Source organism: Roseovarius tolerans, assembly GCF_028885395.1.
GTDB lineage: Bacteria > Pseudomonadota > Alphaproteobacteria > Rhodobacterales > Rhodobacteraceae > Roseovarius > Roseovarius tolerans.
The window spans coordinates 2,911,777-2,936,826 of record NZ_CP118494.1 but is presented as its reverse complement, the minus strand read 5'-3'; the positions used below and the strand labels follow the sequence as shown (position 1 = coordinate 2,936,826).

General features: G+C 65.6%; 19 protein-coding genes and 1 riboswitch. Of the genes, 14 read left to right on the top strand and 5 right to left on the bottom strand.

All coding sequences use genetic code 11. The features are described 5' to 3' along the window. Positions 1–16: 16 nt before the first annotated feature. The 4 genes from PVU19_RS14470 to trmB all read left to right on the top strand — a co-directional run bounded on the left by PVU19_RS14470 (position 17) and on the right by trmB (position 4,441). On the top strand, positions 17–904 hold the full coding sequence (locus PVU19_RS14470) for a hemolysin family protein (protein ID WP_050662667.1): 888 nt from the start codon (positions 17–19) through the stop codon (positions 902–904). Next, positions 897–2,432 carry an apolipoprotein N-acyltransferase gene (lnt, locus tag PVU19_RS14465; RefSeq protein ID WP_050662668.1) on the top strand — a complete coding sequence of 512 codons (1,536 nt, stop codon included), beginning with the start codon at positions 897–899 and terminating at the stop codon, positions 2,430–2,432. The genes PVU19_RS14470 and lnt overlap by 8 nt, the downstream gene beginning before the upstream one ends. Before the next feature lie 32 nt (positions 2,433–2,464). Beyond that, a riboswitch (SAM-SAH riboswitch) is annotated at positions 2,465–2,512 on the top strand. Positions 2,513–2,517: 5 nt separating this feature from the next. Continuing rightward, the gene (gene metK / locus PVU19_RS14460) at positions 2,518–3,684 is read left to right on the top strand and encodes a methionine adenosyltransferase (RefSeq protein WP_050662669.1); all 1,167 of its coding nucleotides are present in this window, start codon (positions 2,518–2,520) and stop codon (positions 3,682–3,684) included. Positions 3,685–3,727: 43 nt separating this feature from the next. Then, positions 3,728–4,441, top strand: coding sequence for a tRNA (guanine(46)-N(7))-methyltransferase TrmB (gene trmB, locus PVU19_RS14455; RefSeq protein ID WP_050662670.1), 714 nt, complete (start codon positions 3,728–3,730; stop codon positions 4,439–4,441). Positions 4,442–4,445: 4 nt separating this feature from the next. Here the strand turns inward: trmB and argE are convergent, their stop codons facing one another. Next, the gene (argE, locus tag PVU19_RS14450; protein ID WP_050662671.1) at positions 4,446–5,612 is read right to left on the bottom strand and encodes an acetylornithine deacetylase; all 1,167 of its coding nucleotides are present in this window, start codon (positions 5,610–5,612) and stop codon (positions 4,446–4,448) included. 321 nt (positions 5,613–5,933) lie between these two features. Between argE and PVU19_RS14445 the strand changes: the two genes are divergently transcribed. From PVU19_RS14445 to PVU19_RS14430, 4 genes are all read left to right on the top strand, one after another. Next, positions 5,934–9,116: a BapA/Bap/LapF family prefix-like domain-containing protein gene (locus PVU19_RS14445; RefSeq protein ID WP_050662672.1), complete on the top strand. Its 3,183-nt coding sequence runs from the start codon at positions 5,934–5,936 to the stop codon at positions 9,114–9,116. A 78-nt stretch (positions 9,117–9,194) separates the two neighbouring features. After that, entirely contained in the window at positions 9,195–10,499 is a 1,305-nt protein-coding gene (locus PVU19_RS14440; protein ID WP_050662673.1) for a TolC family protein, read from the top strand. Beyond that, the gene (locus tag PVU19_RS14435) at positions 10,496–12,694 is read left to right on the top strand and encodes an ATP-binding cassette domain-containing protein (protein ID WP_050662674.1); all 2,199 of its coding nucleotides are present in this window, start codon (positions 10,496–10,498) and stop codon (positions 12,692–12,694) included. Before PVU19_RS14440 ends, PVU19_RS14435 begins: the two co-directional genes overlap by 4 nt. A 1-nt stretch (position 12,695) precedes the next feature. Next, positions 12,696–13,895, top strand: coding sequence for an HlyD family type I secretion periplasmic adaptor subunit (locus PVU19_RS14430; RefSeq protein ID WP_050662675.1), 1,200 nt, complete (start codon positions 12,696–12,698; stop codon positions 13,893–13,895). Positions 13,896–14,157: 262 nt separating this feature from the next. On the opposite strand, the gene PVU19_RS14425 is transcribed toward PVU19_RS14430, so the two are convergent. Continuing rightward, entirely contained in the window at positions 14,158–15,174 is a 1,017-nt protein-coding gene (locus PVU19_RS14425; RefSeq protein ID WP_050662687.1) for a ribose-phosphate pyrophosphokinase, read from the bottom strand. 104 nt (positions 15,175–15,278) lie between these two features. Here PVU19_RS14425 and PVU19_RS14420 point away from each other — a divergent pair, with 104 nt between their 5' ends. Both PVU19_RS14420 and PVU19_RS14415 read left to right on the top strand, forming a co-directional pair. Next, positions 15,279–15,878 (top strand): 2-hydroxychromene-2-carboxylate isomerase, encoded by a 600-nt coding sequence (locus PVU19_RS14420; RefSeq protein WP_050662676.1) that lies wholly within the window; start codon positions 15,279–15,281, stop codon positions 15,876–15,878. Positions 15,879–15,882: 4 nt separating this feature from the next. After that, on the top strand, positions 15,883–16,689 hold the full coding sequence (locus PVU19_RS14415) for an alpha/beta fold hydrolase (protein ID WP_050662677.1): 807 nt from the start codon (positions 15,883–15,885) through the stop codon (positions 16,687–16,689). 140 nt (positions 16,690–16,829) lie between these two features. On the opposite strand, the gene PVU19_RS14410 is transcribed toward PVU19_RS14415, so the two are convergent. After that, positions 16,830–17,783 carry a radical SAM protein gene (locus PVU19_RS14410; RefSeq protein ID WP_050662678.1) on the bottom strand — a complete coding sequence of 318 codons (954 nt, stop codon included), beginning with the start codon at positions 17,781–17,783 and terminating at the stop codon, positions 16,830–16,832. 158 nt (positions 17,784–17,941) lie between these two features. On the opposite strand from PVU19_RS14410, the gene zwf reads away from it, so the two are divergent. The 4 genes from zwf to PVU19_RS14390 all read left to right on the top strand — a co-directional run bounded on the left by zwf (position 17,942) and on the right by PVU19_RS14390 (position 22,375). Then, a complete protein-coding gene (gene zwf / locus PVU19_RS14405) occupies positions 17,942–19,396 on the top strand; it encodes a glucose-6-phosphate dehydrogenase (protein ID WP_050662688.1) in 1,455 nt (484 codons plus the stop codon). Then, a complete protein-coding gene (gene pgl, locus PVU19_RS14400; protein WP_050662679.1) occupies positions 19,393–20,064 on the top strand; it encodes a 6-phosphogluconolactonase in 672 nt (223 codons plus the stop codon). Before zwf ends, pgl begins: the two co-directional genes overlap by 4 nt. 14 nt (positions 20,065–20,078) lie before the next feature. Beyond that, complete coding sequence (gene pgi, locus PVU19_RS14395) at positions 20,079–21,659, top strand: glucose-6-phosphate isomerase (RefSeq protein ID WP_050662680.1); 1,581 nt, start codon at positions 20,079–20,081, stop codon at positions 21,657–21,659. A 440-nt stretch (positions 21,660–22,099) separates the two neighbouring features. Further along, positions 22,100–22,375, top strand: a complete 276-nt coding sequence (locus tag PVU19_RS14390) for a glycine zipper 2TM domain-containing protein (RefSeq protein ID WP_050662689.1) — start codon at positions 22,100–22,102, stop codon at positions 22,373–22,375. A 71-nt stretch (positions 22,376–22,446) separates the two neighbouring features. Here the strand turns inward: PVU19_RS14390 and eno are convergent, their stop codons facing one another. Both eno and PVU19_RS14380 read right to left on the bottom strand, forming a co-directional pair. After that, positions 22,447–23,721: a phosphopyruvate hydratase gene (gene eno / locus PVU19_RS14385; protein ID WP_050662681.1), complete on the bottom strand. Its 1,275-nt coding sequence runs from the start codon at positions 23,719–23,721 to the stop codon at positions 22,447–22,449. A gap of 85 nt (positions 23,722–23,806) precedes the next feature. Further along, positions 23,807–24,781 carry a glutathione S-transferase family protein gene (locus tag PVU19_RS14380; RefSeq protein ID WP_050662682.1) on the bottom strand — a complete coding sequence of 325 codons (975 nt, stop codon included), beginning with the start codon at positions 24,779–24,781 and terminating at the stop codon, positions 23,807–23,809. Positions 24,782–25,050: the final 269 nt, after the last annotated feature.

Sequence of the window (25,050 nt, the reverse complement as noted above, 5' to 3'; positions counted from 1 at the left end):
TTTGGAAAAGAGACGGATGGACGAGAGTACGGACGGGTCTTCTAGCGCAGCGCAGGGCGCGCAGCCGGAGGGCCATAGCGAGAGTGACGAAACGGGCGGGTTTTTCCGTCGCGTGATCGGGATATTCAACCCGGGCGAAGATATCGACGAGATAGCGCAGGACGACGCCGAGTACGTGAATGGTGCGCCGGGTATCGGCAACCTGCGGCACATGGCGGTCGAGGATGTGGCCATCCCCAAGGCCGAGATCGTCTCGGTGCCGTCGGACATTACCAAGGATGATCTGGTGCATGTGTTCCGCGACAGCGGCATGACCCGGCTGCCGGTCTATGAGGGCACGCTCGATACCCCCATCGGCATGGTGCATCTCAAGGATTTTGCCCTCAAGCACGGGTTCAACGGCAATGGCCCCGCGTTTTCGCTGAAGAAGATGCTGCGGCCGCTGCTGTTCGTGCCGCCGTCGATGCCGATCGGGGTGCTGTTGCAGAAGATGCAAGCCGAGCGGCGGCACATGGCGCTGGTGATCGACGAATATGGCGGCGTGGACGGGCTTGTCACCATCGAGGACCTGATCGAACAGGTGGTCGGCGAGATCGAGGACGAGCACGATATCGACGAGGGCCAATACTGGACCGAGGAAAAGCCCGGCTGTTACATCGCCCTCGCCAAGACCCCGCTGGAGGAGTTCGAGGCCGAGATCGGGCAGTCGCTGACCGACGTGGACGAGGTGGACGAGGAAGAGATCGACACGATCGGCGGGCTGGTTTTCATGCTGTTGGGCCGGGTGCCGGTGCGCGGCGAGGTGATCGAGCATCCCGCGGGCCCGGTGATCGAGGTGATGGAGGCCGACCCGCGCCGAATCAAGCGGGTGCGGGTGCGGTTGGTCGAGGCGGCGCATGGCTGAGCAGGGGCGCGTGGCCGGCATGGCCGCGCAGATCCTCCTGATGCCGCGCGGGCGGCGCGTTTTTCTGTTGTTGCTGATCGGGGCGCTGGCGGCGCTCGGGCAGGCCCCGGTCGGGGCGTGGCCGGTGACGCTGCTGGCGCTGGCGGTGGTCTTTGGCCTCTTTCGGATGACCGAGGGATGGCGACAGGCGGCCTGGCTGGGCTGGCTGATCGGTACCGGCTATTTCCTGCTGGCGCTCAATTGGATTGTCGAGCCGTTCCTTGTGGATGTGGCGCGGCATGGCTGGATGGCGCCCTTTGCGCTGATGGCGCTGGGCGCGGGGCTGGCGCTATTCTGGGCGCTGGGCCTGGGGTTGGGGCGGGCCATGGGCGGTGGTTTGCCCGGGTTCGTCGGCGGCATGGGCCTTGCCGAACTGGCGCGCGGGTTTGTTTTTAAAGGCTTTCCATGGGCGCAGCCGGGGCATGTTCTGATCGACACGCCGCTTTTGCACTGGGCGGCGTGGCTGGGCGCGCCGGGATTGCTGGCGCTGGTGCTGGTGGCGTCCGCGCTGATCTGGCGGGTGGCGACGGCGCGGCATGTGCCCTCGGTGCTGGGGCTGCTGGTGCTGGTGGCGCTTTGGCCGCTGGGGGCATGGCGCACGCCCGAGGCGGGTGCCGCGCCCGAGGCCGCCACGGTGCGCCTTTTGCAACCCAATGCGCCACAACATGAGAAATGGGACCCCGACAAGATACAGGGGTTTTACGAGCGGCAATTGCGGTTCTCGGCGGCGGGCGAGGGGGCGCGGCCGGACCTGATCGTCTGGCCGGAGACGGCGGTGCCGGTGCTGCTGAACCACGCGGGGCGCACATTGGAGAGCATTTCCGGCGCGGCGGGGGGCGTGCCGGTGGTGCTTGGTATTCAGCGGTTCGAGGGCCCGCGTCTCTATAATTCGCTGGCTTATGTGGAGGCGGGGGGCGCGGTCGCGGCGGTTTATGACAAGCATCACCTCGTGCCCTTCGGGGAATACATGCCGTTCGGCGATCTGCTGGCGGACTGGGGGATTCACGGCCTCGCGTCGAATGCCGGGCAGGGCTATTCCGCCGGGCCCGGCGCGCAGGTGCTCGACCTTGGCGCCGTGGGGCGGGCGCTGCCGCTGATCTGCTACGAGGGTGTATTCTCGCGCGATCTGCGGGCGGCCCCCGAGCGTGCCGATTTCCTGTTGCTGATCACCAATGATGCGTGGTTCGGCAAGATTTCCGGCCCCTATCAGCATCTGGCGCAGGCGCGGCTGCGCAGCGCCGAGATGGGGCTGCCGATGATCCGGGTCGCCAATACCGGCGTGTCGGCGATGATCGACGCGACCGGGCGCGTCACCGCACGTATCCCGATGGGCGAGGCGGGATGGCGCGATGCGGCCCTGCCGCCGCCCTTGCCGCCGACGCTATATACGCGGCTGGGCGATGCGCCGATGATCCTGCTGTTTCTGGCTCTGCTGGGGCTGTCACGGCTGCGCCACAGGGCGCGGCAGACCGGTGCAGTTCTCCATTGACGCCACCGGGTGGGGGGCGTAACGACACGCCACAATCGTCACAACGGCTTCCTGGCGTGGCGGTGAAACACAATGGAGCACTTTCATGGCAAGACAGAATTACCTTTTTACCTCCGAATCCGTTTCGGAGGGGCACCCGGATAAGGTCTGCGACCGGATTTCCGACGCGATCCTCGATGCGTTCCTCGCCGAGGAGGAAAACGCCCGTGTCGCCTGCGAGACCTTTGCCACCACCAATTGCGTGGTTGTCGGTGGCGAGGTGGGGCTGTCGGACAAGTCGCGGCTCGCGGATTTCATGGGCCGGATCGACGGTATCGTGCGCGACTGCGTGCGTGATATCGGGTACGAGCAGGACGAATTTCACTGGAATACCTTGCAGTTGCATAACATGCTTCATCCGCAGTCGGCGCATATCGCGCAAGGCGTGGACCGCGATGGCGCGGGCGATCAGGGCATCATGTTCGGCTTTGCGGTCGATGAGACCGATGCGCTCATGCCGGCGCCGATCCTGTTCTCGCATGCGATCCTGAAGCGGCTGGCGGAGGCGCGCAAATCGGGGGCAGAGCCGACGCTTGGGCCCGATGCCAAGTCGCAGCTGACCCTGCGCTACGAGGATGGCAAGCCGGTCGAGGTGACGCAGCTTGTGCTGTCGACGCAGCATACCGACGAGGCGCAGACGAGCGATGATATTCGCGCCATCGTCGAGCCCTATATCACGGACGTGCTGCCGAAAGAGTGGATCACCAGCAATACCGAATGGCACGTGAACCCCACCGGCACTTTCGTGATCGGGGGGCCTGATGGCGATGCGGGCCTGACCGGGCGCAAGATCATCGTGGATACCTATGGTGGCGCGGCCCCGCATGGCGGAGGCGCGTTCTCGGGCAAGGACCCGACCAAGGTGGACCGCTCCGCGGCCTATGCGGCACGGTATCTGGCGAAGAACATCGTGGCGGCCGGGCTGGCGCAGAAATGCACGCTGCAACTGAGCTATGCGATCGGCGTGGCGCGGCCCCTGTCGATCTATGTCGATACGCATGGCACCGGCCAGGTGCATGAGGCCGAGATCGAGAAGGCCGTGGCGCAGAACATGGATCTGACGCCGCGCGGCATTCGTGAGCATCTGTCGCTGACCCGTCCGATCTATGCGCGCACGGCGGCCTATGGTCATTTCGGGCGCGCGCCCGACGATGACGGTGGGTTCAGCTGGGAGCGCACCGATCTGGTCGATGCGCTGAAAAAATCCGTTTGATCAAGGGGCTGGCGCGTGAACCTCACGCGCCAGTTTTTGCTGCATGAGCCAAGACAAGCACCCGACCGGCGCGCCGTGGCGCAACTTTCACGGCCGGTTCAAGGGCAAGGCCCTGCGTCCCAAGCAAGAGGAATATCTGGCTGAGGATCTGGGCAAGCTGTCGCCCGGGCCGGTCGATTGGGACATGAACCCCGCGCGGGAACCGATTGATCTGAAGGCGCTTTTCGGGGATCGGGAGGTCTGGCTTGAGATCGGGTTCGGCGGGGGTGAGCATATGGTGCATCAGGCCGTTGAGAATCCGGGCGTGGGGATCATCGGCTGTGAGCCCTATATCAACGGCGTGGCGATGCTATTGGGCAAGATCCGCGATGCCGATGCGCGGAATGTTGCGGTTTATCCGGGGGATGTCCGCAACATGTTTGACGTGCTGCCGGAGCAGTCCATCTCGCGGGCGTTCCTGCTTTATCCTGATCCGTGGCCCAAGAAACGCCATCACAAGCGGCGCTTCGTGACCGAGCAGCATTTGACGCCGCTTGCCAAGTGCCTGAAGCCCGGTGCTATTTTCCGGGTAGCGACGGATATTCCGGATTACGTGCGCCAGACATTGGAAGAGGTGCCGCGCCACGGGTTCGAGTGGCTGGCAGAGCGCCCTGCCGATTGGCGGGAGCCGTGGGGCGACTGGATATCGACGCGCTACGAGCAAAAGGCCCTGCGCGAGGGCCGGGTGCCGCATTACCTGACCTTCCGGCGGGTCTGAGGCGTCAGGCCGCGAGCTTGTCGCCCAAGCGGCCCAGCATGTCGAGGCATTGCTGCAGCTGGTCGAGAGCGACGTATTCGTCGGGCTTGTGTGCCTGGTCGATCGAGCCGGGGCCGCAGACCACCGCCGACATGCCGTATTGCTGGAAGATCCCCGCCTCGGTGCCGAAGGGCACGAGTTCCGCGCCGTTGCGGCCGGTGAGTTCCATCATGATGTCCTTGGCCTCGTTGATCTCGGTGGGTTCCAGCCCGTCGACCTCGCCGATCACCTCGGTGGTGATGCTGGCCTCGGGGTGGACGCCGCACATGCGCGGCAGCAGCACCTCTTCGCAATAGCGGCGCATGTCCTCCTTGACGAATTCGGCATCGGCGAGGGTGACGGGGCGCATTTCCCATTCGATGGTGGCGTTCGAGGCGATCACGTTATGCGCCACGCCGCCCTTGATCGAGCCGGTGTTGATCGTGGTCCAGGGGGGCTCGAAGCGGCTATCTTCGGGGGCACGGAAGCGCAGCGATTCCTTGAGTTCGAGCAGGCGGTTGACGTAGCGCACCGCGTATTCGACCGCGTTGACGCCGCGTGCGGGATGCGAGCCGTGCCCGGCGAGGCCGCAGAAATGGGTGGTGTATTCGTAGCAGCCCTTGTGGCCCTCGATGATGCGCATCGAGGTGGGTTCACCGATGATCGCGACGCCGGGGCGGATGCCGCGCTTTTTCAGGCTGTCTACCAGCGCCTGCGCGCCGAAGCAGCCGACCTCTTCGTCATAGGTGAAGGCAAAATGAACCGGGCGGTCGCGGACCTTTTCGGCAAAGATCGGGGCCATCGCGCAGGCGGCGGCGATAAAGCCCTTCATGTCGCAGGTGCCGCGCCCGTAGAGGTGACCGTCATGTTCGATCAACTCGAACGGGTCGCTGGCCCAGTCCTGTTCGGCCACCGGCACCACGTCGGAATGGCCCGAGAGCACGATGCCGCCATCCACGTCATCGGGGCCGATCGTGGCGAAGAGATTGGCCTTGTGGCCAATCTCGTCGTGGAAGATGTCGACGCGCGCGCCGTGGGATTCGAGCCGGTGCGCGAGATAGGCGATCATGTCGAGGTTGCTGACCTCGGAGATCGTCGGGAAGGCGATGAGATCGCGCAAGAGTGCTACGGTATCGGAGAGTTGCGTGCTCACATCGATGTCCTTGGTCAGTAGGGCGGTTTGAAAACTGTCTGACCTTGTTGATCCTGAGCGGCCCCGTCAAGTCCTTGTCCGGGGAAATCTTGCCGGACGTGGCGGGCAATAATTGTGCTGCCTGTTGCATAATCGACTCAGGCGTGTGGCGGGGTAGGCCGAATACTGGCCTATACATCAAGATATATTGGATAATCGCATAATTTGTGGGTTGCATTTGAAAAACATCTAGCGATGGCACCGAAAAAAGGCTATTTTGTGACCACATAAAAAAGGCGCACAAAAAAAGCGTCTGTTGTCTGAGGTCAGAGTGGTGGTGTCATGAAGGTGATTGATTTTGTCACCCGCACAGATGCGGGTATTTCACAGCGTGGTTCGGTGTCAGTTGGGGATGGTGTCACAGTCATACCGGCGACGCGCGGACAGGAAATTTCTCTAAATTTAAGGCAGACGGAAATCGCGGGTTATGCGCGCGATGGGTCGAACCTGATCATCAACCTGGCGGATGGCCGGGTGGTGGTGCTCGACGGATATTTCGCGGAGGAGAGCGGCGCGCAGAGCCGTCTGTTCATCTCGGCGGACGGGTATCTCAACGAGGTGACATTGATCGACGGGGCGGATGGCGCGGTCTATGCGCAATACGGCCCGACCGAACAATGGGGCAAGTGGAGCCCGGATGACGATATGATCTTCCTTGGTGGCAACGAGGTGGTTGCAGCCCCAGCCGACGAGGAAGTGTCGATGCTGGGTGCCGGTCTGTTGGCCGGTGGCGGGCTTTTGGGTGTCGGCGGTGCCGGTGCGGCGGGTCTGGCGGCGGCGGCGGCCGTCGGTGGTGGCGACAGCGGCGGCGGCGGTCGCGCGCGGATCGAGCCGGTGGTCAACGAGGACGGCGTGGTTACGGTGGCCGGGGATGATGTCGACGATCCGTCGATCTCGATCACCGGGCGGGCCGAGCCGGGGTCTGAGGTCGTGGTCACCATCGGGGACGAGGAAATCGCCACCGAGGCCGACGATCAGGGCGATTGGGAGGTGACGTTCGAGGATGACACGTTCCCCGGTGACGGCACGCATCCGGTCGTTGTCGTGGTGACCGAGCCCGACGGGACCGAGACCACGCTGGCCGGGCCGGATGTGGTGATCGACCTGACGCCGCCCGATATTGCGGTCGAAGACGGCACGCAGGCGGTGGGCCATGTGGTGAACCTTGTCGATCACGAGGATGGGGTCGAGATCAGCGGCAGCGGCGAGCCCGGGGCCGGGATCGTGGTCGTGATCGACGGTGTCGAGGCACAGACCGTGGTCGACGATGCCGGGGCGTGGCAGGTGGTGTTCGATCCCGCCGATCTGCCCGGTGGCGAGCGCGAGGCGCAGGTGACGATCACCGCGACCGACGGGTTCGGCAACACAACGGTGGTGACGGATATTCTGGAGATCGACACCGTGCCGCATCCGATTTCGATCAATGCCGGGGCCGTGGGTGGCGACGGTGTGGTCAATTTCGACGAGGCGGCGGGCGGTGTTGAGATCACCGGCAGCTCGACGGCCGGGGCGACGGTGATCGTCACGGTGGACGGTGTCAGCCGCGAGGTGGTGACCGGGGCCGATGGCACCTGGCGTGCGGTCTACGAGGCGGGCAGCCTGCCGGGCGGTGAATATGACGCCACGGTGAGTGCCAGCACGGTGGATGTTGCGGGCAATGCCAGCCAGACCAGTGCAACCGTGCGGATCGACACCGAGGTGCGCGAGTTCGACATGCAGGGCAATCCCGGTGGTGCCGATGGTGTGATCAACGCCGCCGAGCAGGGCGGCGGTTTCAGCATGACCGGGCAGGTCGAGCCGGGCTCGTCGGTCGTGGTGGCGTTCGCGGGCAGCACGGTCAATGCCGTGGTGGCGGCAAATGGCAGCTGGACCGCGACATTCACCGGCGCGCAGGTGCCGGGCGGCACTTATAATGCCGATGTGGTGGCGACCGCGACCGATGCGGCGGGCAACTCGTCGGAGGTGCGGCAGGCCGTGGCGGTGGATACCGAGGCCGGGCATCTGACGCTGAACGCCGCCGCGATTGGCGGTGACGGGGTGATCAATGCCGCCGAGGCGGATGCCGGTGTTCTGGTCACCGGGCAGGCCGATCCCGGGGCGACGGTGATCGTCAGCCTTGACGGAGTCGAGCATACCGTGCGCGCCGATCAGAGCGGGGAGTGGCGCAGCCGCTACACCTCGGGCGAGATCACGCGCGGGGTGCATGAGGCCGATGTGACCGCGCGCACCGTCGATGCCGCTGGCAACGAGACGCAGGTTGCGGGCACCGTGCAGGTCGACACGCAGGTGGACAACCTGTCGCTGGAGGATCTCAACCTCGCCATCGGGGCCGATGGGCGCGACGTCATCAACAATGACGTGGCGACCGGCGGGTTCGTGGTGACCGGCACGATCGAGACCGGAAGTCAGGTCTTTGTCACAATCGACGGCGTGCGCCACGAGGCGGAGGTCGATGGCAATGGCAACTGGACCGCGCGTTTTGGCCCGAACGAGATCGTGTCCGGGGAACGGGATGCCGATATTCGCGTCGATGTGACCGATCCGGCGGGCAACACCGCCTTTATCGAGGACACCGTGCGGGTCGATACCTTTGTCAACGCGCTGGATCATGCCGGGCCGGTGACCGCTGACAACGTGCTCAACATCGCCGAGGCCGGTGCGGGCGTCACCCTGACCGGACAGGTCGAGGCGGGATCGTCGGTGCGGGTCGAGGTCTTTGGCCGCAGCTATGACGCCGTGGTGGTCCCGAACGGCCTCTGGTCGGTCGAGGTGCCGGGAGGCGATGTGCCCGCGCAGGAAGGCAGCGTCGAGATGGTCGTCATCGCCACCGACTGGGCGGGCAATACCGACCGGATCACCGAGAGCTTTGCCATCGACACGGTGGCCCCCGATACCCCCGGGATCGTTGGCTATTTCCGGCAGGGCGACGGGTATCGCAACGCCACGGTGGAGACCAGCGAGGACGATATTGGCATTCATCAGGTCGATGCCGGTGGCAATGTGCGCGAACTGGCGCTGGGTGTGCAGGAGAACAGCTTTACCGGCGAGACGGATTATTTCTTTCTCGACGGCGCGGGGCGGCCTGCCTCGGTGCCCGACGGCTCGCAGCTGGTGGTCAGTGGCACCGATCCCGGTGGCAACGCGTCGAGCACTTACGTGGTTCTCGATGAGACCAACACGCAGGTGGTCGATGTGACCAACCCCAACCTTGCGGGCTTTAACATCGAGACAATCGACCTGCGGTTCGGAGATCAGGCGGAGCTGACGCTGACCGAGGCGCAGCTGCGCGGCCTGTCGGGCAACAGCGATCAGGTGGTCGTGCAGGGCGGGGCCGACGATCAGGTGACGATCACCGGGGCGCAGGCGGCGGGACAGACCCAGATCGACGGTCAGACCTTCGACGTCTACACGCTGGGGAACGACGCGACGGTCGTGGTGGACGAAGACATCAACACCATCACCTGAGCCAAAAGACCGGGGCGCGGGTCCGGGATGGCGCGCGCCCCCAATCACAAGACCGCAAAAAGGTCGGGGGGCAGGATTATGGGACAGGTGACAAGAACGCTGGTGGCGGGCGGCATGAGCCTGATGCTGGCGGGCTGTCTGGGCGGTGCCGGGGGCGGCGAGGTCTCGCGCCTCGGTGCGGGACCCGAGACTGCCCGGCCCGACACCGTCGCGCGCAGCAAGGCCGAGGCGCAATCGAAGATCATCGCGGAATTGCAGGCGCGCCGGTCGGTATTGCCCGAGGGCGGCAGTTTCGATCAGGTGGCGCAGTCGGTTCTGGCCGCCTATAGCCGCAGCGCCGAGTCGGATTTGCTGGCGGCGCGGCTGCGGGCCGAGGCGGCGTCGAAGAACTGGCTGCCGAAGATCGGACCCAATATCAGCCTGAGCAGCCTGAGCGACATCGTTTCGCAACTGATCGTGGAGCAGGTGCTGTTCGACAATGGTCGCAAGAAGGCCGAGCGCGCGATGGCCGCCGCCGATGTCGAGGTCGCTGCCGTGACGCTGGCCGAGGATGTGAATGACCGGGTTCTGACCGGGCTTACGCTCTATCTCGACGCAGCACAGGCGCGTGAGCGGCGCAGCCTCGAGGCGCGCACGCTGAGCGATCTGGAGCATTTCGAGTGGATCATGTCGGAGCGCGTCAGGGGCGGCGTGTCGGACATGTCCGATCTCAACGTGTTGCGCAGCCGGTTGGCGGAAATCCGCGAGGTGATCGCGCAGCAATCCGAGGTCGAGCGCACGGCGCTGGCCGAGTTGAACGCCATGGCGGCGCACCCGCTGAGTGGGGTTGCGGGGCTGAGCGAGGTGCCGGTGCACGCAGGTCAGGTGCCCGCGCTCGACCTGCTGCGGGCCGAGGCCGAGAGCGTGCGCGACATCGCGGGCGCGATGGTGGCGCGTGGCGGTCTGTTGCCCAATGTCACGGCGGGCGGCACGCTGGGCGATGGTGGTGACCTGGGGGTCAACATCCGCTCGGATCAGTTGCTGGGGCTGGGCACCGGCGCCGAACTCAAGGCCGTGGAGGCCGAGAAGGAGGCCGCCGCGCGGCGGTTGAGCCAGGCGCGCGAGGACAGCGAGCGCGTGGTGCAGCGGCTGGAGGCGCGGCTGGACGCGTTGGCGCGGCAGGTTGGCGAGGCGAGCGCCCTGCGGGCGGCGTCGGAGGCCAATCTCGATATCTTTCAGCGGCAATACGATGCCGGGCAGCGGCAGGTGATGGATGTGGTGGGCATCTATGAGACCTTTGCCGAGCGGCAGGTGCGGGCGCTGGCGCTGAAATACGATCTGGCGCGCACGCGGCTGGAACTGGCCGATCATCTGGGTGTTCTGGCGGAGGGGAGCCGGATTTGAACAAAGCCCCCGTCGCCCTGACCGTCAAGACCGCCCACGCCGCGCCGCAGGCCCCCGCCGCGCGGTTCGGACCGCGCGCCAAAGCGCGGGCGCGGCTGGGTGCGGCCTATGCGGCGGCGCTGGGGTTTGACGCGGTCGAGCGCGATATCCTGGAGGCGATGGTGGCCGGTGACGCCGACCGCGCCGAGGGTGAGCCGCCGCGCCCCGGTGCGCTGGCGCAGGGGTTGCGCGCCGCCGGAATGATCGCGCGGGTCGAGGACGTGCGCGCGCCTGATCCTGCGTTTTGGCCCGCCATCGCGCAGATGGCGCGGGGCAAACTGGTGCTGGTTCTGGCGCAGGAGGGCGAGACCGTCATCCTGCATGACACGAGCTGTGCCGATCAGCGCGCCGAGGTGCCGCTAACCGAGTTCACGCCCTATTTCACCGGCACGCTGGTGCGCGCCGAGGTGCCCGCCCAAAGCCTGAGCCGGGCGCATGACCTGCCGGCCGCCGAGGCGCATTGGTTCTGGGGACAGTTCAAGCATTTTCAAAGGCATATCGCCGAGGTCGCCATTGGGTCGTTCGTGGCGAACCTGTTGGCGGTGGCGGTCGCGCTCTTTGCGTTGCAGGTCTATGACCGGGTGATCCCGCATCAGTCGGAGGCGACGCTGTGGGTGCTGGCGGCGGGGGCGGGGCTGGCGCTGTTGCTGGAAGCGGGGCTCAAGATCGCGCGGGCGCAGTTGATGGATGGTGCGGGGCGGCAGATCGAGCTCAATGTGCAGCGCCTGCTGATGGACCGGGTGCTGGGCATGCGCTCGGAACTGGCGGGGCGGAGCCCGTCGCAGATTTTCTCGGCGATGCGGGAATTCGGGTCGGTGCGCGAGTTCTTCACCGCCTCGACCATCGGCACGCTGACCGATTTGCCCTTTGTCGTGATGTTTCTGGCACTGGTCGCGTCAATTGCCGGAAATGTGGTGTGGGTGCTGATCGCCGGGGGGATCGTGATGGTGATCCCGGGCCTGTTGTTGCAGCGCCGGATGATGCGGCTGACGCAGGAGATGCAGGGCGCGGGCGCGCGTGGCGCGCGGCTGTTGCACGAGGCGATATTCGAGCTTGATACACTCAAGACGCAGCGCGCCGAGGACCGGTTTCGCCGGATCTGGGGGGATCTGACCGCGCTGCAGGCGCTCAAATCGAGCGAGCAGCGGCGGCTGGGGTCGGTGCTGACCTTCTGGGCGCAGGGGGTGCAGCAGGCGACCTATATCGCGGCGGTGATCATGGGCACCTATCTGGTCTTTGCCGGGGAGTTCACCGTTGGGTCGATCATCGCGGTGGGGATTCTCACCAGCCGCACGCTGGCCCCGCTGACGCAGCTTTCGGGCACGCTGTCGCGCTGGAGCAACGTCAAATCGGCGCTTGAGGGGCTCGACTCGATCGCCCATGCCGAGCAGGACGCAGCCCCCGGCCGCAGCTATCTGCGGCGCGAGCACCTGACCGGGGCCTATGACCTGCGCGAGGTGAAATTCAGCTATGACGCCGAGGCCGCGCCGGTACTGGATATTCCCGCGCTGGCCATTCAGCCGGGGCAGAGGATCGCGGTGCTGGGCACCAACGGGTCGGGCAAGTCGACCTTCCTCAAGCTGTTGGCCGGGCTTTATGCGCCGTCCTCTGGCCGGGTGATGCTGGACGGCACCGATATGGGGCAGATCGCGCCGCGCGACCTGCGGCGACTGGTCGGCTATCTGGGGCAGGATGTGCGGCTGTTCACCGGCAGCCTGCGCGAGAACCTGAACCTGACGCTGCTGGAGCTTGACGACGCGCGGCTGATGCAGGCGCTGGATTTCGCCGGGCTGGGGCCGTTCGTGAAGGGCCATCCCAAGGGCCTTGACCTCGAAATTCTCGACGGCGGGCAGGGTCTGAGCCAGGGCCAGCGGCAGAGCATCGGCTGGGCGCGGCTGTGGTTGCAGGACCCGGCGATCTGCCTGCTGGACGAGCCGACGGCGGCGCTGGATCAGACGCTGGAACGCACGCTGGTCAGCCGGTTGGAGACATGGCTATCGGGGCGCACGGCGGTGATCGCCACGCACCGCATGCCGATCCTGAGCCTGACCGACCGCACGCTGATCCTGCAGGCCGGGCGGATGGCCGTCGATGGCCCGCGCGATCAGGTGCTGGCGCATCTGACGCAGGTCGGTGCCACGACGGGAGGGGCATGAGATGAGCGACACGACAGAGCGCAGCGCGGCCCATGTGATCGCCGATCTCAATGCGCGGCTGGGCGGCCCGAGCCTGATGATCTGGCTTTGTGCGCTGACGGTCTGGGCGTTTGTTCTGTGGGCGTCGCTGGCCTGGATCGACGAGATCGTGCGCGCGCCGGGCGAGTTCATTTCCAATTCGCGGCCGCAGATCATCCAGAACCTCGAAGGTGGCATCCTTGCCGAGTTGCAGGTGCAGGAGGGCGACGTGGTGGAGCGCGGCGATGTGCTGGCGCGGCTGCATGACACCCGGTTCCAGAGCGAGGTCGCCGATATGCGCGACCAGATCGCGGCGCTGGAGGTGCGGCAATTGCGGCTGGAGGCGGAACTGGCCGGGCAGTTCGATTTCGAGGTGCCCGAGGCGCTGGCCGGGCGCGCGCCCGAGATGGTCGCCTCGGAGCGCGCGCTGCTGAAGGCGCGGCAGGAGGATTACGTCAAGCGCAGCGAGGGGGCGGCGCGGGTGATGGCGCAGGCGGCCGAGGAAAAGCGCCTGCTGGAGAACCTGCTGGCGCAGAAGATCGTCGCGCTGATCGAGGTCACGCGCGCGCGCAAGGCCCATGCCGATGCCGAGAAACGCTATGACGAGATCGTCACGCAGGCCGAACTGGAACGGGCCGAGGCCTATTCCGAGGTGCTCAAGGAGTTGGCGACCCTGCGCCAGACGCTCAAGGCCAGTCAGGACCAGCTGAACCGCACCGTGCTGCGCAGCCCGATGCGCGGGGTGGTCAATAATCTCAGCGTCACCACCATCGGCGGGGTGGTGCGCCCCGGCGAGGAGATCCTCGAGATCATCCCGCTCGATGAGGCGCTGCATGTCGAGGCGCGGGTCGAGCCGCGCGACATCGCCAATATCCGGCGCGGGCAGGAGGCGACGATCAAGCTGACGGCCTATGATTACACGATCTACGGCACCCTCAAGGGCCGGGTGGATTTCATCTCCGCCGACACGTTCAAGGACGAGCGCGCCCGCGACCCCGACGGCAACCCGCATTACAAGGTGACGCTGCGGGTGGATATGGGGGCGCTGACCGCGCGGCAGGCCGGCATCGAGATCCGCCCCGGCATGCAGGCGGATGTGGAATTGCACACCGGCGAGAAGACGGTGCTGCAATACCTGCTCAAGCCGCTTTACAAGAGCCAGGAGGCGCTGCGCGAGCCGTAGGAGCATTCGCCTGATGCTATCAGTCGTTGAGCCGCCTGGCGCGGAAGCAAGGCCGAAGGCCGCCGCGCCATCGCCAGGCCGCCCCCCGGACTGGCGATTTGTCCGAGTTAGCGCTTCAATCAGGCCTTTTTCGGGCTGGCGGACATAAAGTGACCTGAAACATCGTCAGATCGCCAGCCCGCGGCCTGACGATGGCGCGTCAGAAGCTAGTGATCACTGGCTGGCAATCCGGCCGCGGTGCCAACTGGCCTGCGCCCCGCCGTCAGCCCGCGAATTGCCCCTCGTAGACCGGCTCCAGCGTGGGGGTCTCGAAGAGCGACGAAACCGAGGTGCCGTTCCAGATGTTGAGGATCGCCTGCGCAAAGACCGGAGCGGTCGGGATGATGCGGATATTGGGCGTGGCCTTGACCGCCTCGGTGGGCTGGATCGTGTCTGTAATGACCATGGATTTCAGCACCGAGTTGGTGATCCGCTCGACCGCCGGGCCGGACATCACGCCGTGGGTGGTATAGGCGTGCACCTCGCGTGCGCCGTTGTCGATCAAGAGTTGCGCCGCCTTGCACATGGTGCCGGCGGTGTCGCACATGTCGTCGACGATGATGCAGATCTTGTCGCTCACATCGCCGATCACCGTCATTTCGGCGACTTCACCGGCCTTTTCGCGGCGCTTGTCCACGATCGACAGAGGGGCCTCGATCCGCTTGGCCAACTCGCGGGCGCGCGCCACGCCGCCCACATCGGGCGAGACGATCATCACGTCGTCCATCGTGCCCTTGAACTGGGTCATGATGTCGAGCGCGAAGATCGGCGAGGCGTAGAGGTTGTCCACAGGGATATCGAAGAACCCCTGGATCTGGGCGGCGTGCAGGTCCATGGTCAGCACCCGCTCGATCCCCGCCTCGACGATCATGTTGGCCACCAGCTTGGCCGAAATCGGCGTGCGCGCCTTGGAGCGGCGATCCTGCCGTGCATAGCCGAAATAGGGGATCACGGCGGTGATGCGCTTGGCCGAGGAGCGGCGCAGCGCGTCGGACATGATCAGCAGTTCCATCAGGTTGTCATTGGCCGGGTTCGAGGTGGGCTGGATGATGAACATGTCCTCGCCGCGGACGTTCTCGTAGACCTCGACAAAGATTTCCTGATCATTGAACCGTTCAATGCGCGCGTCGCAGAGCCCGACATCGACCCCCCGATGCATCGACATGCGCCGCGCGATGGCCTTGGCGAGTGGCATGTTGGCATTGCCGGAAATCAGCTTGGGTTGCGATGTGGAAGGCATGATGTGGTCCCCGGAATGATCCATGTGACAGATTCGTGATGTTGCACACCGCTTAGCATGCGCCTAACGTCGCGCAAAGCGATGCGAACGGGGAGCGCGGTGAAATGGCCCATATAGATTATTATTTCTCGACCTTGTCGCCCTTTGCCTATCTGGCGGGCTCGGGGCTGGAGGAGATCGCGGCCCGGCACGGTGCAGGCGTGACCTACAAGCCGCTCGACATCATGGCGCTGTTTGCGCGCACCGGCGGCACGTCGCCTGCTGAACGGCATCCGTCGCGCAATGCCTACCGCGCGCAGGAATTGCCGCGACAGGCGAAAAAGCGCGGCCTGCCGCTCACTCTCAAACCGGCGCATTGGCCGACCAACCCGGCGCCGTCGTCCTATGCGATCATCGCCGCGCAGAATGCGGGCGGTGGCGATGTCGGCGCGCTGGTGCAATCGGTGCTGCGCGCCTGCTGGGCCGAGGAGCATGATATCGCCGAAGATGCGGTGGTGCGCGACTGCCTGCAACAGGCGGGGTTCGATCCGGCGCTGGCCGACACCGGCCTGCTGAGCGGGGCCGAGACCTATGCCGCCAATCTCGAAGAGGCGGTGAATGCGGGCGTGTTCGGCGCGCCGTTCTACGTGGTCGACAGCGGTCAGTCTTTCTGGGGGCAGGACCGGCTGGAGGATCTCGACCTGCATCTGGCGGGCAAGCTCTGAGGTCATGCCGAAGGCGAGCCGCGCGGGCCATCCGATTTACTGGACCGAGTTCGGACGCGGACGGCGCGCGGCGCTTGGGCTGCATTGCTCGCTGTCGCATTCCGGCAGCTGGAGCGGGATCATGCGCGGCCTCGGCGGCGTGCTGCACCTGACCGCCCCCGATCTGCCGGGACACGGACAGAGCGCGCCCTGGGATGGCGCGACAGAGATCCAGGCGCTGAGCACCGCGATCGCGGCGGAGTTCCTGACCGGCCCCACCGATATCATCGGCCATTCCTTTGGCGCGACGGTGGCGCTGCGGCTGGCGGTCGAGCATCCCGGGCTGGTGCGGTCGCTGATCCTCTACGAACCGGTGTTCTTTGCCGTGGCGCTGGCCGATCATCCGCAGATGCGAGCGCGCCACGCGCTCGAGATGTCGGGCTATGCCAAGGGGATCGCAGCGGGGGACATGGCGGCGGCGGCGCAAGCTTTTCTGCGGGTCTGGGGCGACGGGCGCGCCTGGGACGATCTGCCCGGCGCGGTGCGCGCGGGGCTGGCAGCGCAGATGCCGCTGATCGAGGCGGCGGGCCCGGCGCTCTACGAGGATGCGGGCGGCATGCTGGCCAGCGGTGCGCTGGCCCGGGTCGCAGCACCGGTGCTGCTATTGGAGGGCAGCGCGTCGCCTGCGATCATCACGGCGATCAACGAGGGGCTGGCGGCGCGCTTGCCGCAGGCCGCGCGCGCGGTGATCGCGGGGGCGGGGCATATGGGGCCGATGACCCATCCCCGGCAGACCGGCGCGGAAGTGCTGCGGTTTCTGGGCGAGACCTGAGCCGGGCGAGACGCGCTTTGCAAAGCGCGTCCAAGGCGTTTGCAAACGCCTTGTGGTGCGTCCTGTGGCGGCGTGGTGCGACACGCGCTTTGCAAAGCGCGTGGCAAGGCGTTTGCAAACGCCTTGCGCGGCGCGCCGGGTCAGCCCGAGCAGCTGGCCCCGCCGAGGACGCAGAACTTGGCGCAATGCGGGTGATTGAGGGCGACATCGAGCTCGGCCTCGGCGAGGGTTTCGCCCAGCTCGAATTCCGGCGCGTAGGGCAGCAGGGTGCAGGCCAGCACGGCCGGTTTCTCGGCCCCCTTGCGTTTCACGACCATGCGCGAGGAGGCGCACATCACGTCGCGCGGCGACTTGCCCAGGATATCCCAGCAGGCGTTGGTGATCTCGGGGACTTCGGCGCTCTCGTCCATTTCGGGAAAGAGCACGGTCGCGCCGGGGTCATAGGCGTCGATCTCGAACCCGTGTTCGGCATAAAGCCGGGCATAGCCCGCGCGCGATTGTGCCTCGGTCTCGCCCCAGACGGTGCGGCCTGCCACGGTCATGCGGATGCCGTTGTCGCGCAGCCAGCACATGCCGTCGATGGTTCTGGCAAAGGTGCCCGGCCCGCGTTCCTCGTCATGGCAGGCTTCGGACCAGTGATCGACCGAGATGCGCAGGGTCAGCTTGTCGCGCCATGTCTGCGCCAGGTCGAGCAGGCCCGCGCGCATCGTCTTGCGCATCATAGGGCGCATCGCGTTGGTGAGGATCAGCACCTCGTACCCCTCTTCCAGGGCCGCCCGTGCCATGCCGATCATCTGCGGATTCATGAACGGCTCGCCGCCGGTAAAGCCGATTTCGGTCACCGGCCAATCGCGCGCGCGGACCTGGTCGAGATAGTCGCGCACCTCCGATTCGGTGATATAGACGAGCGCGTCATTCGAGGGTGAGGACAGGATATAGCAATTCCGGCATTCGATGTTGCACAAGGTCCCGGTGTTGAACCACAGCGTTTCGGGATGGCTGAGCGGCACGGTGGCGCGCGGCTGACCATCGGCGGTGCGCGCGGCATCCTGAAACTTGCCTTGATTGGCGGGGATATTGAGGCTGTCTTTCATGCGTTGGATCGCTCCTTTCCGAATATGTGTGAGCTATCTCTCACGATCTGGCAAGGGAAGGGCTCTGACGCCATTGTGAAGCCGCAGCGACATGTTACAGTCGTGCCGACACGCGGATCGCCCGGAAGATGGGCGCGCGGCAATCTGAGGAGACAGGCATGGCGTCTCGGGTGATCCCGGTCGATCCGTTCGATCTGGTGGTGTTCGGCGGCACGGGCGATCTGGCCCGGCGCAAGATATTGCCTGCGCTCTTTCGCCGTTATGTCGCCGGGCAGATCGAGGGCGACGTGCGCCTGATCGGGGCGGCGCGCAGCGAGATGGACGCGACGGCCTATCGCGAGATGGTGCGCGAGGCGATCCTAGAGTTCGGTGGCGATGAGGCAGGCCGCAAGACCGAGCTCGCGGCGTTTCTCAAGATGCTGGATTACGTGACCCTTGATGCCAAGGGCACGCAGGGCTGGGCCGATCTGGCGGCCAAGATGCGCACCGATCGCATCTGCGCGTTCTATTTCTCGGTGGCCCCGTCGCTGTTCGGGGATCTGGCCAAGCGGTTGCACAAGCATGGCATGGCTGATGACGAGAGCCGCATCGTGGTGGAAAAGCCCTTTGGCCGCGATCTGGAGACCGCCCGCGCGCTCAACCGGACGCTGGCGCGGCATTTTCACGAGGGCCAGATCTACCGGATCGACCATTATCTCGGCAAGGAAACCGTGCAGAACCTGATGGCGATCCGGTTCGGCAATGTTCTGTTCGAGCCGCTGTGGAACAGCCAATATGTCGACCACATCCAGATCACCGTGGCCGAGAGCGTGGGCGTCGGCGGGCGTGGCGATTATTATGACAGTTCGGGCGCAATGCGCGACATGGTGCAGAACCACATGATGCAGCTCTTGTGTCTCATTGCGATGGAACCGCCCGCCAAGTTCGAGCCCGACGCCGTGCGCGACGAAAAGCTCAAGGTCATTCGCGCGCTCGATCCGGTGGAGCCGGAAAACGTGGTGCGGGGCCAGTATGAGGGCGGTGACGCGCAGCCGGGCTATCGCGCGCAGGTCGAGAATGCCGACAGCCTGACCGAGAGTTTCGTGGCCCTGAAGGCGCATATCAGCAATTGGCGCTGGGCCGGCACGCCGTTCTACCTGCGCACTGGCAAGCGCCTCAAGGAGCGGGCGAGCGAGATCGCGGTGATGTTCAAGGACGCGCCGCATTCGATCTTCGGTGCCGATGCCGGGCGGCATCACAATATCCTCACCATCCGATTGCAGCCCAATGAGGGGATCGAACTGGGTGTCACGATCAAGGAACCGGGGCCGGGCGGCATGCGTTTGATAGATGTGCCACTCGACATGACCTTTGCCGAGGCGCTTGGGCCCGAGGAGGCCGATTTCCCGGATGCCTATGAGCGGCTGATCATGGATGTGATCCGTGGCAACCAGACGCTTTTCATGCGCGGTGACGAGGTCGAGGCCGCCTGGGCCTGGACCGATCCGGTCATCGCCGAGTGGGACGCGCAATCAGATGCGCCATTGCCCTATGCGAGCGGCTCTTCGGGGCCGGATGACGCGCTCATGCTGATGCATCGCGACGGGCGGCGCTGGCGGGAGATACGACCATGAACATCATTGATTATCCGGATGCCGAAATGCTGGCCATCGGCCTTGCCGATGAACTGGCAAGCGCCCTGCGCACCGCGCTTGCCAATGAGGAGCGCGTGCTTTTCGTGGTGCCCGGCGGCACGACGCCCGGCCCGATCTTTGATGCGCTGTGCGAGACAAGTCTGGACTGGGACCGGGTGGATGTGCTGCTGAGCGACGAACGCTGGCGGCCCGAGGTGCATGTGCGCTCCAACACGCGGCTGATCCGCGAGCGGCTGCTGACCGGACGTGCGGCGGCGGCGCGCTACCTGCCGCTTTATGCCAAGGCGGCGGAGCCCGAGGAGGTGCTGGCGGAACTGGAGGCCAATATCTCGCCGGTGCTGCCGATTGATGTCTGCCTGTTGGGGATGGGCGAGGACATGCATACCGCCTCGCTTTTCCCGGGGGCCGACAATCTGGAGGATGCGCTAGCGCGGCGCGCGCCGATCCTTGTGCCGATGCGCGTGGATGGGGCCGAGGAGCCGCGCGTGACGCTGTCGGCGCGGGTGCTGAACGGGGCGGTGGCCAAGCATCTGGTGATCACCGGCGACAAGAAGCGCCGCGCGGTGGAACGCGCGCAGCACATGCGGGCCGTCGAGGCCCCGGTCGCCGCCGTGCTGGACGACATGACCGTGCATTGGGCCCCGTGACAGGAGTGTGTGAAATGTGGACCGAGGTCGAGCGTGCGGCTGAGGCCGCGGCAGGGCGCAGTATTGCCGATTTGTTCGAGACGGCAGGCCGCGCTGAGGCGTTTTCCGTGCGCTTTGACGGGATGCTGCTGGATTATTCCAAGACCGCGCTCGATGAGGATGCGCGCGCCGCGCTGGTGCAGCTGGCCGGGGCGGCGGGGGTTGCGGCGCGCCGCGCGGCGATGTTCGACGGGCAGCCCATCAACGAGACCGAGGGGCGCGCGGTCCTGCATAGCGCGCTGCGCAACCTCTCGGGCGGGGCGGTCATGGTCGAGGGCGAGGACATCATGCCCGGCATCCACGCCACCCGCGCCCGGATGGCCGCGTTTGCAGAAGAGATCCGGCAGGGGTCGATCACCGATGTGATCAATATCGGCATCGGCGGCTCGCATCTTGGCCCCGAGATGGCGGTGCGCGCGCTCAGCCCCTATCACGACGGGCCGCGCTGTCATTTCGTGTCGAACGTGGACGGGGCGGATATCGCTGACACGCTGTGCGGGCTCGATCCCGCGACTACGCTGGTGATCGTCGCCTCCAAGACCTTTACCACCATCGAGACGATGACCAATGCCGCCACCGCGCGGGCGTGGATGGAGCGCGCGGGCGTCGAGCCGGGGCCGCAATTCGCCGCCTTGTCCTCGGCGCTGGAGAAGACCGCCGACTGGGGGATCGACCCGGCCCGTGTCTTTGGCTTTGGCGATTACGTGGGCGGGCGCTATTCGGTCTGGGGGCCGATCGGCCTGGCTGTGATGATCGCGATCGGGCCGGAGCGGTTCGAGGAATTCCTGACCGGGGCCGAGGCGATGGACCGGCATTTTCTGGACGCCGAACCGCTGGAGAACATGCCCCTGATGCTGGCGCTGGTCGGGCTCTGGCATCATCAGGGCATTGGATACGGCACCCGCGCCGTGCTGCCCTATGATCAGCGTCTGGCGCGGTTGCCCGCCTATCTGCAACAGCTGGAGATGGAGAGTAACGGCAAGCGGGTGCGCATGGATGGCGCGCCGCTCACACGCCCCTCGGGCCCCGTGGTCTGGGGTGAGCCGGGCACTAACGGGCAGCACGCGTTCTATCAGTTGATCCATCAGGGAACGGCAGTGGTGCCCTGCGAGTTTCTGGTGGCGGCAGAGGGGCATGAGCCGGATCTGGCGCATCATCACCGGCTGCTGGTGGCCAATTGTCTGGCGCAATCCGAGGCGCTGATGCGCGGGCGCGGGATCGACGAGGCGCGCGCGCTGATGTGCGAGGCGGGGTTTGCCGGGGCCGAGTTGGAGCGGCAGGCCGCACACCGCGTGTTTCCGGGCAATCGGCCCTCGGTGACGCTGGCCTATGACCGGCTGACGCCCCGGCGGTTGGGGCAGATCGTGGCGCTTTATGAACACCGGGTGTTTGTCGAGGGGGTGATCCTCGGGATCAATTCCTTCGATCAATGGGGGGTGGAACTGGGCAAGGTTCTGGCGGGCGAGATGGTGCCGCTGCTGGAGGGGAGCGACACCACCCGCAAGGACGGCTCAACCCGTCAACTGGTTCACTTCTGCAAATCATACACGGGCTGAGCCGCCTCCCCCCGGGAGTGGGGGCATTGATACTCTCCGGGGGATTGGCGTGTCTCTGAACCATCAGAACTCGGAAACGCACACGCCACTGGGTCACACATACGCGCACCGCACAGGTCTCGGCCCCGTTCCAAGCGCATCATTTGGGATGCTGCGCGAGGCGGGCACCGCGACCCGTTCGGCGGCGCACATCAGGACTCACGTCTGATGTGGGTGAGAGTTTCAGGACAGGGGAGATTTTTTGCGCCGACGTGCGCGAAGGTGGATCATTGTGGAGGAGTGGGGTGAGGGGGGGCTGACGAGGACCTTTGCCGAAGCCTTTTCGGGCGGCGATGGAACATGTGGGCGGGGTTGCGCGTTCCAACGTGGTGAGGTGGCGCGATGTGCCGCCCCGGTGGGTGCCGCAAGGGCCTGCCGTGCACCATAGAAAGGAGATCAGGATGAAACTTTGGATGCTACTCGCCGCAGGTCTGACCACGCTCGCACTCGGGGCCTGTGCGAACATGTCAACCGAGGGGCGCACAGTAGCCGGTGCCGCAGGCGGGGCCGCCGCAGGCCTGATCGCGGCGGAGGTGCTTGACGCCGATGATAATTGGCGAGTGATCTCGGCGCTCGGCGGGGCCGCTGCCGGGACGGTCGTGGCGCAGAACACGCAGAACGGCAATTGCGCCTATGCGCGCGGTGACGGAACCTATTACACCGCCCCCTGCCGCTGATATCGGGACGGATGACAGACGCGGGCCGGGCTTGAGAGAGCCCGGCCCGTTTTGCGTGCCGCGACGCTGGATCAGCGCAGGATCGAGCGGCCTGCGTAAATTGCGGTTTCGCCGAGCATTTCCTCGATCCGGATCAACTGATTGTATTTCGCCAACCGGTCCGAGCGGGCGAGCGAGCCGGTCTTGATCTGCCCGCAATTGGTGGCGACAGCCAGATCGGCGATGGTGGCATCCTCGGTCTCGCCAGAGCGGTGCGACATGACATTGGTCATGCGCGCGCGATGCGCCATTTCGACCGCCTGAAGCGTCTCGGTGAGGGTGCCGATCTGGTTGACCTTGACCAGCATCGCGTTGGCCGCGCCTTTCTCGATGCCCATGGCGAGGCGCGTGGGGTTGGTGACAAAGAGATCGTCGCCGACCAGTTGCACGCGGTCGCCGATCGCCTGCGTGAGGGCCACCCAGCCGTCCCAGTCATCCTCGGAACAGCCGTCCTCGATCGAGATGATCGGATAGTCGTTCACAAGGCTTTGCAGATAGGCCACGTTCTCGTCGCTCGAAAGGCTCAGCCCCTCGCCGGAAAACTCGTATTTGCCGCCCTTGTAATATTCGGTCGCGGCGCAATCGAGCGCGAGGCAGATGTCGTCACCCGGTGTGTAGCCCGCTTTTTCGATGGATTTCAGGATGAAGTCGAGCGCGTCGCGGGTCGAGGACAGGGCCGGGGCAAAGCCACCTTCGTCGCCCACGCCAGTCGCAAGGCCCGCCGCTGACAGTTCCTTTTTCAGGGTGTGGAACACCTCGGCCCCCATGCGCACCGCATCGCGGATGTCGGACGCGCTGACCGGCATGATCATGAATTCCTGGATGTCGATCGGGTTGTCGGCATGTTCGCCGCCATTGATGATGTTCATCATCGGCACCGGCAGGGTGCGCGCCGAGGTGCCGCCGACATAGCGATAGAGCGGCTGGCCGGAATAATCCGCCGCCGCCTTGGCGACCGCAAGGCTGACACCGAGGATCGCGTTCGCGCCCAGACGCCCCTTGTTGGGGGTGCCGTCGAGTTCGATCATGGTCATGTCGACCGCCACCTGCTCGGTGGCGTCCATGCCCAGAAGTTCCTCGGCGATCTCGCCGTTGACCGAGGCACAGGCCTCCAGCACGCCCTTGCCGAGATAGCGCGCCGCGTCGCCGTCGCGGCGTTCCACCGCCTCATGCGCGCCGGTCGAGGCCCCCGAGGGCACCGCCGCACGACCCATGGTGCCATCTTCGAGCGTTACATCCACCTCGACCGTGGGATTGCCCCGGCTGTCGAGAATTTCGCGGGCATGGATGTCGATGATACTGCTCATGGGCGGGAATCCTTGGACCAAATTGCGTTGCACGTGCCTTAGCAAGTTTTCCCGGTTTTGCAAACGCGGCACGCGGGCGCCGCGATCAGCCGCGCCCGTGCGGTGCGTCGTAATCGGGGCGCGGGTTGATCGGGATGATCCGGTGCGGATTGATGGTGTCGTGGCTATAATGGTAGTGGCGCACGATGTGGTCGAAATCCACCGTCTCGCGCACGCCGGGCCATTGGTAAAGCTCGCGGACATAGCCCCAGAGATTGGGGTAATCGACGATCCGGTGGCGGTTGCACTTGAAATGCAGGTGATAGACCGGGTCAAAGCGGATGAGCGTGGTGAAGAGTCGCCAGTCGGCCTCGGTCAGCCGGTCACCCATCAGGTAGCGGTTCTGCGACAGGCGCTCTTCCAGCCAGTCGAGGCTGTCGAAGAGCGGATAGACGGCGGCCTCGTAGGCCTCTTGTGAGGTGGCGAAACCGGATTTGTAGACGCCGTTGTTGACGGTGTCGTAAATGCGCTCGTTGACCGGCTCGATCGCGTCGTGCAGGTCTTCGGGCCAGTAATCGTCGGTATTGCCGGTGATCCCGTCAAAGGCCGAGTTGAACATGCGGATGATCTCGGAGCTCTCATTGGAGACGATGGTCTCGCGCTCGGTGTCCCAGAGGATCGGCACGGTCACGCGGCCGGAAATCTCGGGATCGGCCTTGAGGTAGATGTCGCGGGCGAAGGGCAGGTCGTAGAGCCGGTCGCCGGTGGTGCCGGGAAAATCGGTACGGAATTCCCAGCCCTCGGACAGCATGTCGGGATGCACGACCGACACGCCGATGTGGTTGGTCAGACCCTTGAGGCTGCGAAAGATCAGGGCGCGATGTGCCCATGGGCAGGCATAGGCGACGTAAAGGTGATAGCGCCCGCTTTGCGCCTTGAAGCCGCCCTCGCCCGACGGGCCGGGGCTGCCATCCGGGGTGATCCAGTTGCGGAATTTCGCGGTCGAGCGGACGAATTTCCCGCCCGTCGATTTGGTGTCGTACCAGGTGTCGTGCCAGACGCCGTTGACCAGTTGGCCCATGGGGATGCCCTCCTTCTTTGGTGCGAAGGTAGGGTGGCAGGACGGCGGGGATAAGCCGTAGCACCGCGCAGGGGGCGTGCGGGGGTGCACAGGGGGATGGGTCGGGGGTGGGCTGAGGCGGACACAGCACCCCGCCATAGGGTGCCGCGTGATCGCAGGGCCGGGGACTGGCGATGTGACGTTCGTGGCGGGTACTTTATCCCAGCCAAGTCATCCTGAACTCATCACGTTGCGCGCCCTATCAAATCGCCAGGCCGCGGGACGGCCCG

What these genes read in the sequence shown, in the direction of transcription:
- PVU19_RS14425 (WP_050662687.1), bottom strand. Translation starts at nt 15,174, where the DNA reads ATGCCTTCCACATCGCAACCCAAGCTGATTTCCGGCAATGCCAACATG.
- PVU19_RS14420 (WP_050662676.1), top strand. Translation starts at nt 15,279, where the DNA reads ATGGCCCATATAGATTATTATTTCTCGACCTTGTCGCCCTTTGCCTAT.
- PVU19_RS14380 (WP_050662682.1), bottom strand. Translation starts at nt 24,781, where the DNA reads ATGGGCCAACTGGTCAACGGCGTCTGGCACGACACCTGGTACGACACC.
- PVU19_RS14415 (WP_050662677.1), top strand. Translation starts at nt 15,883, where the DNA reads ATGCCGAAGGCGAGCCGCGCGGGCCATCCGATTTACTGGACCGAGTTC.
- PVU19_RS14430 (WP_050662675.1), top strand. Translation starts at nt 12,696, where the DNA reads ATGAGCGACACGACAGAGCGCAGCGCGGCCCATGTGATCGCCGATCTC.
- pgi (WP_050662680.1), top strand. Translation starts at nt 20,079, where the DNA reads ATGTGGACCGAGGTCGAGCGTGCGGCTGAGGCCGCGGCAGGGCGCAGT.
- lnt (WP_050662668.1), top strand. Translation starts at nt 897, where the DNA reads ATGGCTGAGCAGGGGCGCGTGGCCGGCATGGCCGCGCAGATCCTCCTG.
- PVU19_RS14440 (WP_050662673.1), top strand. Translation starts at nt 9,195, where the DNA reads ATGGGACAGGTGACAAGAACGCTGGTGGCGGGCGGCATGAGCCTGATG.
- PVU19_RS14390 (WP_050662689.1), top strand. Translation starts at nt 22,100, where the DNA reads ATGAAACTTTGGATGCTACTCGCCGCAGGTCTGACCACGCTCGCACTC.
- pgl (WP_050662679.1), top strand. Translation starts at nt 19,393, where the DNA reads ATGAACATCATTGATTATCCGGATGCCGAAATGCTGGCCATCGGCCTT.
- zwf (WP_050662688.1), top strand. Translation starts at nt 17,942, where the DNA reads ATGGCGTCTCGGGTGATCCCGGTCGATCCGTTCGATCTGGTGGTGTTC.
- PVU19_RS14410 (WP_050662678.1), bottom strand. Translation starts at nt 17,783, where the DNA reads ATGAAAGACAGCCTCAATATCCCCGCCAATCAAGGCAAGTTTCAGGAT.
- trmB (WP_050662670.1), top strand. Translation starts at nt 3,728, where the DNA reads ATGAGCCAAGACAAGCACCCGACCGGCGCGCCGTGGCGCAACTTTCAC.
- PVU19_RS14445 (WP_050662672.1), top strand. Translation starts at nt 5,934, where the DNA reads ATGAAGGTGATTGATTTTGTCACCCGCACAGATGCGGGTATTTCACAG.
- eno (WP_050662681.1), bottom strand. Translation starts at nt 23,721, where the DNA reads ATGAGCAGTATCATCGACATCCATGCCCGCGAAATTCTCGACAGCCGG.
- PVU19_RS14470 (WP_050662667.1), top strand. Translation starts at nt 17, where the DNA reads ATGGACGAGAGTACGGACGGGTCTTCTAGCGCAGCGCAGGGCGCGCAG.
- metK (WP_050662669.1), top strand. Translation starts at nt 2,518, where the DNA reads ATGGCAAGACAGAATTACCTTTTTACCTCCGAATCCGTTTCGGAGGGG.